This is a genomic window from Lysobacter antibioticus, assembly GCF_001442535.1.
Lineage (GTDB): Bacteria > Pseudomonadota > Gammaproteobacteria > Xanthomonadales > Xanthomonadaceae > Lysobacter > Lysobacter antibioticus.
This window is the reverse complement of sequence record NZ_CP013141.1, coordinates 3,232,505-3,244,600: the sequence shown is the minus strand read 5'-3', so window position 1 is coordinate 3,244,600 and position 12,096 is coordinate 3,232,505. Positions and strand designations below refer to the sequence as shown.

The 12,096-nt window shown below is 67.3% G+C and carries 6 protein-coding genes (1 of these 6 running past the window's edge); 5 read left to right on the top strand and 1 reads right to left on the bottom strand.

The features are described 5' to 3' along the window. Window positions 1-181 precede the first annotated feature (181 nt). Complete coding sequence (locus tag GLA29479_RS13080; protein WP_057971850.1) at window positions 182-1,627, bottom strand: undecaprenyl-phosphate glucose phosphotransferase; 1,446 nt, start codon at window positions 1,625-1,627, stop codon at window positions 182-184. 294 nt (window positions 1,628-1,921) lie between these two features. Here GLA29479_RS13080 and GLA29479_RS13075 point away from each other — a divergent pair, with 294 nt between their 5' ends. From GLA29479_RS13075 to GLA29479_RS13060, 5 genes are all read left to right on the top strand, one after another. After that, the gene (locus GLA29479_RS13075; protein WP_057971849.1) at window positions 1,922-3,508 is read left to right on the top strand and encodes an alkaline phosphatase D family protein; all 1,587 of its coding nucleotides are present in this window, start codon (window positions 1,922-1,924) and stop codon (window positions 3,506-3,508) included. A 152-nt stretch (window positions 3,509-3,660) separates the two neighbouring features. After that, a complete protein-coding gene (locus GLA29479_RS13070) occupies window positions 3,661-4,572 on the top strand; it encodes a PhzF family phenazine biosynthesis isomerase (RefSeq protein WP_057918028.1) in 912 nt (303 codons plus the stop codon). A 753-nt stretch (window positions 4,573-5,325) separates the two neighbouring features. After that, entirely contained in the window at window positions 5,326-5,604 is a 279-nt protein-coding gene (locus GLA29479_RS24580) for a hypothetical protein (protein WP_144436510.1), read from the top strand. A gap of 228 nt (window positions 5,605-5,832) precedes the next feature. Beyond that, window positions 5,833-7,587 carry an ABC transporter ATP-binding protein gene (locus GLA29479_RS13065; RefSeq protein ID WP_057971848.1) on the top strand — a complete coding sequence of 585 codons (1,755 nt, stop codon included), beginning with the start codon at window positions 5,833-5,835 and terminating at the stop codon, window positions 7,585-7,587. Between the two features lie 122 nt (window positions 7,588-7,709). Beyond that, window positions 7,710-12,096, top strand: partial view of a non-ribosomal peptide synthetase gene (locus GLA29479_RS13060; protein ID WP_082638634.1) — the 5' end (the start) only. 23,465 nt of this gene lie beyond the right edge of the window; only the first 4,387 of its 27,852 coding nucleotides appear in the window; the start codon lies at window positions 7,710-7,712; its stop codon lies off the right edge, out of view.

Here is a 12,096-nt window from a genome sequence, read left to right as displayed (position 1 = left end):
AATCATCGATATGTGCCGCCATCCGTCGCGGTGCGGAACCTCATCGCGGAATTTATTATGTGACGCTCATCACGAATATGTGGACCTTAGCATCCCCGTGTCGAGATGGGGCGAAGACCGTCGCAGGCGAGGTTCGATCGTCGATCAGGCTGCTGAACCAGCCGCCGTTCGATGCCGGGTCTTAATAAGCCGCTTCGGCCGACAGCACCGCCGGCACGGTGCGCAGCAGGATCGACAGGTCCAGCCACAGGGACCAGTTCTCGATGTATTCCAGGTCGTACTCGACGCGCTTCTGGATTTTCTCGAGGGTGTCGGTTTCGCCGCGATAGCCGTTGATCTGGGCCAGGCCGGTGATGCCGGGCTTGACCCGATGGCGAGCGACGTATTCCTCCACCGCGTCCTCGAACAGCACGTTCGCGGCCTTGGTCGCAGTGGCATGCGGGCGCGGCCCGACCAGGGACATGCTGCCGCCGAGCACGTTGAACAGTTGCGGCAGTTCGTCGAGGCTGGTCTTGCGGATGAAACGGCCGACCCGGGTCACGCGCGGATCGTCGCGACCGGTCTGGCGCTCGGCGTGCGCGTCGCGCAGGTGGTGATGCATGGAACGGAACTTGTAGACCTCGATCAGGCGCTGGTTGTAGCCGTAGCGCTTCTGCCGGAACAGCACCGGCCCGGGCGAATCGAGCTTGACCGCGGCCGCGACCAACAGCAGCAAGGGCGACAAGACGAGCAAGGCCAGCGAGGACAGGATCAGGTCCTCGCAGCGCTTATAGACCGGCGACCAACCCTGCAGCGGCGGCTCGGCGACGACGAACATCGGCACCCCGCCGACCGGCACCATGCTGCGGTGGGCGAAGCGGAAGGTGCTCATGTCGGGGATCAGCAGCACCTGCACCGACAAGCGGCGCAGACGCTGGGCCAGGGCCTCGTTGCGGCCCTGGGCGCCGGCCGGCAAGGCCACCAGGATTTGGTCGACGCAGCCGTCGCGGACCAGGCTTTCCAGCGCATCCAGGCCGCCCAGGTGCGGCAGCGACGGCGGCGGCGCTTCGCGCAGGCGATGCACGGCGCGGTCGTCGATGTAGCCGATCAGGCCCGAGACCACGTCCGGGCGGTGATGGACGTGATCGGCCAGGCGCATGGCGTTGTCGGTCATGCCCAGGATCACCGAGCGCTGGATGAAATGGCCCTGGCGAATGCGCCGCTGGAAGAACGCCAGCATGACCATCCGGCTCAACACAAAGCCGGCCAGGCTCAGCCCATACCACAGCGACAGCAACTCCAGCGGCACCTCGGCGATGAAACGGAACAGCAGGTGCAACAGCACCATCAGCCCGAACGATGCGCTCCAGGCGACGAAGGTGCGGCGGATCAGCAACAGGTTGCTGAACATGTCGCGGCCGTACATGTCGAAGCTGTTGAACACCAGCAGGCACAACAGTCCGGCGAGCATCGACATCGCCAGATAGCTGCGCACCGCCACCGCCTGATCGACCTGCAGCAAGGCCACCACGAGCACGCTCGGCGCCGCGGCGATGACGAAATGGATCAGGCGCGCCATCGCTACCGTGTAGCGGATCGCCGTCGGTTTGGCGAAGGCGAATATGGCGTTGGAAAACGGAAGTCGCATCTTGGATCGCAATGCCCACTGCAGACGGGAACAGGGGCATGTGGCGGTCGACGTCCCTGCCAATGTGCTCCGGGCTCGGATTCTGCAGGGTCAATGTGTGACAGCGCCGCGAAGAATTTGTCGCATAACGTCACGTTTAATGTGCTTTATTTAGTGTGCTTTCTGCGACGCATCTCAAGACGATTGATCGGAACAGCACGGCGTCGTGCACGCACATCGACCACTAATGCGCTTCGCCACACGCCTGCCATATGCGGGCGTTAGGGTTGCGCCACCTCGTGCCGAGCCAGCGCCATGCACGCCAACGATCCGCATCGTCGTCGTTTCCTCGTCCGTTCCGGCAATGCCCTTGGGCTTGCCGCCGCCAGTTGGGCGCTGCCCGCCGGCGCGGCGCCGGCCATCCTCACTGCCGAATCGGCGCGTCCGCGCCTCGACTACGGCATCCAGTTCGGCGACGTCGGCGCACGCCGGGCCACGGTCTGGGCACGCAGCGACCGCGCCTCGCGCATGCTGGTGGAGGTCGCCGACAACGAAGGTTTCCGCCGTGCCCGCTCGCTGCGCGGGCCGCTCGCGAGCGCCGCCTCCGACTACACCGCCCGCCTCGACCTGCCGTTGAGCCACGGCCCGGCGCAACGTTTCGTGCGGGTCGCCTTCGAGGATGCGCGCAGCGGTATCCGCAGCGCCTGGACCGAAGGCCGGCTGCGCAGCGCACCGCAGGGACGCGCCGATGCGCGCCCGATCCGTTTCGTTTGGGGCGGCGACGTCGCCGGCCAGGGCTGGGGCCTCAACCGCGAATTCGGCGGCATGCGCATCTTCGAAGCGATGCGCCTGCGCGACCCCGACTTCTTCCTGAACTCGGGCGACACGGTCTATGCCGACGGCCCGATCCAGGCCGAGGTCGCGGCCGAGGACGGCCGCGTGTGGCGCAACCTGGTCGCCGAAGGCGTGCACAAGGTCGCCGAGACGCTCGACGAATACCGCGGCCGCTACCGTTACAACCTGCACGACGAAAACTTGCGCCGCTTCGCCGCGCAGGTGCCTCAGTTGTGGCAGTGGGACGACCACGAAGTCGTCAACAACTGGTCGGCGTCGAAAGACCTCGGCGGCGACTCCCGTTACACGGTCAAGGACGTCGCGGTGCTGGCGCGCCGCGCCCGCCAGGCCTTCCTGGAGTACTCGCCGCTGCGGATGGACTGCGGCAGCGAACGCACGCGTATCGACCACGTGGTCCACTACGGCCCGCAACTCGACGTGTTCATGCTCGACATGCGCAGCTATCGCGGCCCCAACACCGCCAACCTGCAGCCCGGGCCGGACGCCGACACCGCCTTCCTCGGCCGGCGCCAGTTGCGCGAGCTCGCCCAGGGCCTGCGCCAGTCGCGCGCCACCTGGAAGATCGTCGCCGCCGACATGCCGCTGGGCTTGCTGGTGCCCGACGGCGTCGACGCGCAGGGACGCGCGCGTTGGGAAGCCGTGGCCAACGGCGACAACGGCCTGCCGCGCGGGCGCGAACTCGAATTCGCCGAACTGCTGCGCGCCATCCGCGAGGTGCGCAACGTGGTCTGGCTGACCGCCGACGTCCACTACTGCGCGGCGCACTATTACGACCCGGGCCGCGCCGCGTTCCAGGACTTCTCGCCGTTCTGGGAATTCGTCGCCGGCCCACTCAATGCCGGCTCGTTCGGCCCGAATGGATTGGACGGCACCTTCGGCCCGCAGGTGGTGTTCCAACGCGCCGCCCCTAAGGCGAACGCCTCGCCCTTCGCCGGCTACCAGTTCTTCGGCGAGGTGAATATCGATGCCGACAGCTTGGCCTTGACCGTGGACCTGCGCGGGCTCGACGGCGTCAGCGTGTTCAGCAAACGCCTGCAGGCGCAGTAGACGCCGATCGCAGGGCCTGAGCGCCGCTCGCACGCGCGAGCGCGCGCCGGGATGCGGCCGCGGAGTTGGAACGCAGCGATGCGTCCGCCGCCGTGGTGCCGGACGAAGGCTGCGCTTAGGATGCGTGGCTAGCGACCGGAGCCGAGCCCGCCATGACCGACTTGCGTGTGTATCAGATCGACGCCTTCACCCGGCAGCGCTACCAAGGCAACCCGGCCGGCGTGGTCGCCAACGCCGAAGGGCTCAGCGACGAACACATGCAGTTGATCGCGCGCGAACTCAACAACTCCGAGACCGCCTTCATCCTGCCGGCCGAAGCCGCCGACCACGACGTGCGTGTGCGCTTCTTCACCCCGACCACCGAAGTGCCGGTCTGCGGCCATGCCACCGTCGCCGCCCATTTCGTCCTCGCCCTCGAACGCGGCCTGCCGGCGAAGCCGTGTCGCCAGCTGACCGGCGCCGGCATCCAGGTCATCGAGACCCTGCGCAGCGACGACAGCTTTCGCATCGCCATCGAACAGAACCGGCCGAGCTTCGAGCCGAAGCTGTCGCGCGCGCTCGCCGCCGAAGTCGCGGTCGCGCTCGGCGCCGACGCGCGTGCCCTCGACCCGCGCTGTCCGGTGCAGTTCGTCTCGACCGGCCACGGCAAGTTGCTGATCGGTCTGCGCGAGCGTCGGCAGCTGCAGGCACTGGTACCGGATGCCGCGCAGTTGATCGCGCTCGGCCCCAAGGTCGGCGCCAAGGGTTTCTTCGTCTTCAGCCTCGACCGCGAAGACGGCGACGACGCCCTGACCCACGGCCGCATGTTCGCGCCGGCGATCGGCATCGCCGAAGACCCGGTCACCGGCAATGCCAACGGCCCGCTCGGCGCCTATCTGGTCAAGCACGGTTTGCTCGAGGCCCGCGACGGCGTCGCCCGGTTCCGCGCACGCCAACAGGCAGGCAACGGCCGCGCCGGGCAGATGGACGTGACGGTACGGGTCGAACGCGGCGAGCCGAGCGGCGTGCGCATCGAGGGCGATGCCGTGACCTGCTTCTGGGCGACCTTGCCGCGTACGTTCTGAGGGGCGTCGATCGCGTCTATCGGGATGCGCCGCCACGCCAGCGGCGACCAAAGAAAGCGGCAAAGCAAATCCCCCCAAGCCCCCTCTCCAAAGGCAGGAGCAGTCGGGCAGCTTGGACCGGACGATTGCTAGTAAGGAGCGGCTTGCGTACGCGCCCACGCGCTCCAATCCAGGCGGCGAGAACGACATGCCGCTCCTCTCGCCCGGTTACCCCCCTTTGGAGAGGGGGCTGGGGGATTTGCTCTTGTCGCCATAAAGTTGCCCTGGAGCAGATCGCCTCAGCCTTCATCGGCGAATAAATCGATGCCTCGCCAATCGCTGGCCGCGCAACACCACGATAGCCGACGATCCGAACTGCGATGGTTTCGATGCATCGACCGATCCGAAATAGATCGATCCGAAATAGAGCGATTCGAATTAGCGCTGCCGCCAGCGAAACGATTCGGCATGCACTTGCAATCCGAAACTGAGACGCAGCGCGTGAAGAACGTCGGCTCTCGACAATCGAACCCCGCGATTTTCAACGTCGTCATTTCGAACTTCGGTCACGGATCGATAATCGGCTAATTTCCCGTGGAAAAAAGCAATTTCCGCATACTCGACAAAGCCGCCGAAAGGCATTCACGCGGCAATCACGATCCGGATTCTGTGACCATGCACGAACGATAATGCGATATGCATCGCTACTTCGATCGACAAACTCGCTGAGTCGTTGACCGCCCTGACAACAGGACGTAACACTGTCTGGGCAAGATGCAATCCAAGGTTTCGTCGAACAACGCCTCGCGCACTAAAAACAACAACAGCGAGCCGTTCCATTCCGATCCGTCCGCACTCCGCCGCATGGAATGCGCGACGACATTATTCGTGACACGGAGCAAGTCGATTGAAAAACCCCAGCGCTATCGCCGCGGGATCGGTCCTACCCACGATCCCATCGATTCGGAGACTTCCACCGCAGGCGCCCATGCGCTCGGCCCGGTCGAACGGCACCGTGCCCGAACCCTGTCCGGGATGATCTGTCCGGAATGATCCGCAGGCCATAGCGCGGCGGCGGCGTCGATTCGCATTGAATCCGCGGCCGATCCAAATCCAGTAGCAACACAACGTGCCGACCGGCATGCGTTCTGCGCGTGCCGCAAGAGTTCATCGCGCCGATTCGGTGCGCGATGGTCTGTGGCCGCAGTCCGGCCAGGCGAAGAAACCCAGCCGAATAGAACCAGTGCAGTCACCTCACCGCAGTCCTTTCGTGGAGTTCGCATGAGCAGTTCCTACAGCGATCTGTGGCGCCTGATCCGCACCGGCAAACCGTCCGCGGCGTTGCTGTCGCTGGCGGCATTGACGGCGATGGCCTCGGTCGCCGGCACGCTCTGGTTTCCGATCCAGACCAAGCAACTGATCGACGATTTCGGCAACGGCGGCATCGACCCGAGCCGCATCGCGATCCTTGCCGGCATCCTGATCGCGGCGAACCTGGTCGGTGCGATTTCCGCCTATCTGTTGGCGCGGGTCGGCTACCAATTGGTCGCGCGCCTGCGCGCATCGCTGGTCGACAAACTGCTCAGGCTGCCGATCGCGTCCTTCGACAGCGAAAGCAGCGGCGAGCGGGTCAGCCGGGTGGTCCGCGATTGCGAATCGATCTCCGAGCTGACCACGCGCCAGGCGATCAATCTGCTGACCGGCGTGCTGCTGCTCGGCGGTTCCATCGTGGTCCTGCTGCTGCTCGACGTGCGCCTCACCCTGACCTTGCTCGGCTCGATCGGCGCCGCCTTCGTGGTGATGATCCCGATCGCCTTCCTGCTCGACGGCCTGTCGCGTCGCATCCAGGACCGCACCGCGCGGCTCAGCGGCATCCTCACCCATGTGTTCCAGGAAATCCGCCTGGTCAAGGCCTTCACCGCCGAACCGCGCGAGCGCGAGCGCAGCGAAGAAGAGATCGAAGGCCTCAAGCAACTCGGCTGGCGCGTGGCGCGGGTCAACGCCGCGCTCGAACCGCTGATGAGCCTGGCGATGACCCTGGCGATCATCGTCATCCTGGTCTACGGCGCTTCGCGCGTGGCCGCCGGCGAGATCACCATGGGCACGCTCACCGCCTTCATCCTGTACATATTCAACGTCGCCAACCCGCTGGTCCAGCTGACCAATTTCACCGCCGAGTTGCAGAAGGCGAAGGGCGCGTCGGGACGGATCAGCGCGATCCTCGCCGAGCCCGAGGAAGAACCGCATCCCGGCCGCGCCGAGCGCCGCAGCGGCGGCATGCTGGAATTCCGCAACGTCTCCTTCGGCTACAGCGGCCGCGACACCACCGTGCTGCACGGCATCGACCTGCAGTTCGCACCGGGCACCACCACCGCCCTGGTCGGCACCAGCGGCAGCGGCAAGACCACGATCCTGTCGCTGATCGAGCGCTTCTACGAGCCCAGCGGCGGCGAGATCCTCTACGACGGCCAGCCGATCTCGGGTTTCCCCTTGGTCGACTGGCGCGGCAGCATCGGCTACGTCGCCCAGAACGCGCCGATCATGCCCGGCAGCGTGCGCGACAACATCGCCTATGGGCTGGCCGGCGAGTTCTCCGCCGAGTCCCTGCGCTCGGCCGCCGAGCGCGCCGGTGCGCTCGACTTCATCGAACGCATGCCGCAGGGCTTCGACACCGTCCTGATCGAACAAGGCAACAACCTGTCCGGCGGCCAGCGCCAGCGCATCGCCATCGCGCGCATGTTCCTGCGCGACCCGGACCTGCTGATCCTCGACGAGGCGACCTCCAACCTCGACAGCGAAACCGAGCACCAGGTCAAGCTGGCCCTGGAGTCGCTGATGCAGGGGCGCACCAACATCATCGTCGCCCATCGCCTGTCCACGGTCATGCACGCCGACCGCATCTGCTTCCTCGACAGCGGCCGGATCTCCGGCGTCGGCAGCCATGGCGAACTGATCGCCACCCACCCTTATTACGCCCGCCTGGTCGAGCGCCAGTTCCAGCGGACGCCGGAGCCGGCCTTGCTCGAAGCCGACTGACTCGAGCCTAGCGAGTCGGGCCGCGGCACCGCGGCGCCGGCCCATGCCGCATCGGTCCTCCGGCGCGGCGCAGCGATCGAAACGACACCCCAGCGCTCCATCTTCAGCACACCGGTGAGTTCATGAGCAAGGCAAATCCGCGCCCCCTGTCGGCACCGCAGTCGGAAATGTGGTTCGCGCAGGCGTTCGACCCGGACAACGCGTACTACGACACGCGCGGTTACGTCGACATTCGCGGGCCGCTCGATGTCGAAGCGCTGAGCCGCGCGATCGACGCCTTCGCCGCCGAGGCCGACACCTTGCGCCTGCGTTTCGAGCAGAGCTCCGACGGGCCGGTGCAATGGCTCGGCGAGAGCCGAGTGGCGATCCTGCAGATCGTCGACCTGTCGATGCATGCCGACCCGGTCGCCGAGGCGCATGCCCGGATGCTCGCCGACGCCGGCCGGCTCTACGATCTCGCCGCGACGCCGTTCAACCAGATCCTGTTCAAGCTCGGACCGGCCCATCACCAGTGGTACCAGCGCTATCACCACATCGTCATGGACGGCTACGGCTACTCACTGGCGACCGCGCGCATCAGCGAACGCTACAACGCCCTGCGCCAAGGTCTCGAACCGGCCAGCGGCGAACTCGCCAGCGTCATGGAACTGGTCGACGAAGACCTGCGCTACCGCCAATCCGAACGTCACGCCAAGGACGCGCGGCATTGGCAGGACTACCTGCTCGACGCCCCGGAGCGGGTCGGCCTGGACGGCCGCACGCCGCGGCCATCGGCCCGCTTCCATCGCCGCAGCGCGCCGATCCCGCAAGCGCTGGTCGACCGCTTGTTCGAAGCCGAGCAACGCACCGGGGTGAAATGGCCGCAGTTGATGACCGCCGCGGTCGCCGCCTATCTGCAGCGGATCGCCGGCCGCGACGAGATGCTGTTCGATTTCCCGGTCGCCGGCCGTTCCAAGCTTGCTCGCGGTATTCCCGGCACTGTCGCCAACGTCTTGCCGCTGCGCCTGTCGTTCGCCAAGACCACCACGCTGCAGGAACTGGCGACCGCGACCGGTCGCGAGATCGGCAACAGCCTGCGTCACCAGAACTACCGCGGCAAGGACATCCTGCAAGCGCTCGCTGACGGCGGCCAACAGCGTTGCTTCGGCCCGCGCATCAACATCATCCCCTTCGACTACGCCTTCGATTTCGACGGCCAGACCGGCATCCTGCATTCGCTGGCCAACGGCGTGGTCAACGACGTCGCGGTGAACCTGGAAGGCCAGATCGGCCGCGCCGGTTGCCTGCTGCATTTCGACGGCAACGCCGAGAGCTACGACGAGGACGAGATCGCCGCGCATCTGCAGCGTCTGCTGGCCTTCGTCGCTGCAGCGGCGGCCGATCCGCAGCGTCCGCTGGCCGCCATCGAGTTGCTCGATGCGGCCGAGCGCCGGCGTGTGCTGCTGGACTGGAACGACACCGCGTATGAAGTCGAGCCCGAATCGGTGGCGGCCGCGTTCGAGCGTCAGGCCCGGGCCACGCCCGAGGCCATCGCCGTGGTCGGCGAGCACGGCGCGCTCAGTTATGCAGAACTCGACCGCCGCGCCGACGCCCTCGCCCACGAGTTGCTGCAACGCGGCGCGGTGGCCGAACGCGGCATCGGCCTGTTGCTGCGCCGTTCGCCCGACCTCGTCGTCGCGGTGCTCGCCGTGCTCAAGACCGGCGCGTATTACGTGCCGCTGCACGAACAACATCCCGATGAACGCCTGGCCGAGGTACTGGCCGAGACCGACGCGACCCTGCTGATCGCCGACGCCAGCCTCGATGCGCGCACTCTGGCGCATCCGAATCTGCTGCGACTGGACCGTTTCGATTTCGCCGACGATGCCGGGCGGGTCGACCGCCGCCTGATCCAGACCGAGATCCCCGCCGAGCAACTCGCGTATGCGATGTTCACTTCGGGCTCGACCGGCGTGCCCAAGGGCGTCGCGGTGCGCCACCGCGACATCGTCGAGTTCGCCCGCGACCGGCGTTTCGCCGAGGGCCACGAGGTCGTGCTGCTGCATTCGACCCACGCCTTCGACGCCTCTACCTACGAGCTGTGGGTGCCGCTGTTGAACGGCGGACGCATCGTGGTCGCGCCGGCCGAGGCCGTCGGCGGCGACGCCTTCCAGCGCCTGATCGAGCGCTTCGGGGTGCGCAGCCTGTGGCTGACCGCCGGCTTGTTCCACGAGTTCGCCGAGTCGGCGCCGCAACTGTTCGCCTCGCTGCGGCAAGTCTGGGCCGGCGGCGACGTGCTGTCGGCCGATGCGATCCGCCGCTTGCAGGCGTGCCATCCGCGGCTGCGCATCGTCAACGGCTACGGCCCTACCGAGACGACCACCTTTGCCCTGACCTGCGAAGTGCCGGCGTTGGCGAGCGATGCCGAACGCGTGCCGATCGGCGCGCCGCTCGACAATATGCGCGTCTACGTGCTCGACGCCGCGCTGCGGCCGGTGCCGGTCGGCGTGCCCGGCGAGCTGTACATCGCCGGCAGCGGCGTGGCGCGCGGTTATCTGCGTCGTCCCGCGCTGAGCGCCGAGCGTTTCGTCGCCAATCCCTTCGAGCACGGCGCTCGCATGTACCGCTCCGGCGACCGCGTGCGTTGGCGCGGCGACGGCCGGATCGATTACCTGGGCCGCGCCGACCAGCAGATCAAGCTGCGCGGTTTCCGCATCGAGCTCGGCGAAATCGAAACGGCGCTCGCCCGCGCCGGCCACGCGCAGAACGCGGTGATCCTGCGCGAAGACCGGCCCGGCCAACCGCAACTGGTCGCCTATGTGGTCGCCGACGCCGTCGACGGCGCGGCGCTGCGCGACGAGTTGGGCGGGCGTTTGCCCGAGTACATGCTGCCGAGCGCTTTCGTCGCCGTACCGGCGCTGCCGCTGACCGGCAACGGCAAACTCGATCGCGAGGCCCTGCCGGCTCCCGAAATAGCCGAACGCAGCCATCGCGAGCCGCGCGACGAACGCGAGCGCAGGCTGTGCGCCTTGTTCGCCGATGTCCTGGGGCTGGAGCGGGTCGGCATCGACGAACAATTCTTCGCCCTCGGCGGGCACTCGTTGCTCGCGACCCGGCTGATCGGCCGGGTCCGTGCCGAGCTCGGTGTCGAGCTCAGCCTGCGCACGGTGTTCGAGGCGCCGACGGTCGAAGCCTTGGCCCGACGCTTGAACGAAGGCACGCCGGCGCGGCCGGCACTGACCCGGCGCACGCGTCCGCTGCGGTTGCCGCTGTCGTTCGCCCAGCAGCGCCTGTGGTTCCTGCACCAGATCGAGGGCCCGAGCCCGACCTACAACATCCCGTTGGCCCTGCGCCTGGACGGCGAACTCGACCGCGAAGCGCTGCGCCTGGCGGTCGCCGACCTGCTCGAACGCCACGAAAGCCTGCGCACCGTGTTCCCGAACGGCGACACGCCGCAGCAGCGGGTACTGGATGCGGCCGAGGCGCCGTTCGAGGTCGTCGACAGCGACGAGGCCGGGCTCGACGAGGCGCTGGCCCGCGCCGCGAGTCACGGCTTCGATCTGAGCCGCGAGATTCCCTTGCGCGCGAGCCTGTTCCAGTTGGGGCCGCAACGTCAGGCCTTGTTGTTGCTGATGCATCACATCGCCGCCGACGGCGCTTCGCTGGCGCCGCTGGCCGACGACCTCGCCCAGGCCTATAGCGCCCGTTGCGAGGGCCGCGTCCCCGAGTGGGCGCCGCTGTCGGTGCAATACGCCGATTACAGCCTCTGGCAGCGCCATCTGCTCGGCGAGGTCGGCGATGCCGCGAGCCTGGCCGCGCGCCAACTCGCCCACTGGAGCGAAGCCCTGGCCGAACTGCCGGAACGCATCGAACTGCCGACCGACCGGCAACCGTCGCAGACACCGAGCCATCGCGGCCACAGCCTGCGTTTCGCCATCGATGGCGAAACCTATGCGGCCCTGCAGGCCTTAGCGCGGCGCCACGGCGTCAGTCTGTTCATGCTGTTGCAGAGCGCGCTGGCCGCGACCCTGAGCCGGCTCGGCGCAGGCACCGACATCGCCATCGGCACCCCGGCGATCGGCCGCGACGACCCGGCACTGGAGCGCTTGGTCGGCATGTTCGTCAACACCCTGGTGCTGCGCACCGACACCTCCGGCAACCCGAGTTTCGCCGAGCTGATCGAACGCGTGCGCCGCTTCGACCTGGCGGCCTATGCGCAGCAGGACCTGCCGTTCGAGCAGCTTGTGGACGCGCTCAACCCGGTCCGCAGCCTCGGCCGACACCCTTTGTTCCAGATAATGCTGTCGCTGCAAACGGCCGCACCCGTGTTGCCGGCCCTGCCCGGCCTGCGCAGCGAACTGCTGGCCTTCGATGCGCCGGTCGCCAAATTCGACCTCAGCTTCGATTTCACCGAGCATTCTGCCGGCGACGGCGCCTCGCGCCTGAGCGGGCTGCTCGAATACGCGACCGATCTGTTCGACGAGGCCACCGCCCGCTCGATCGGCGACGCCCTGATCCAGGTACTCGCGG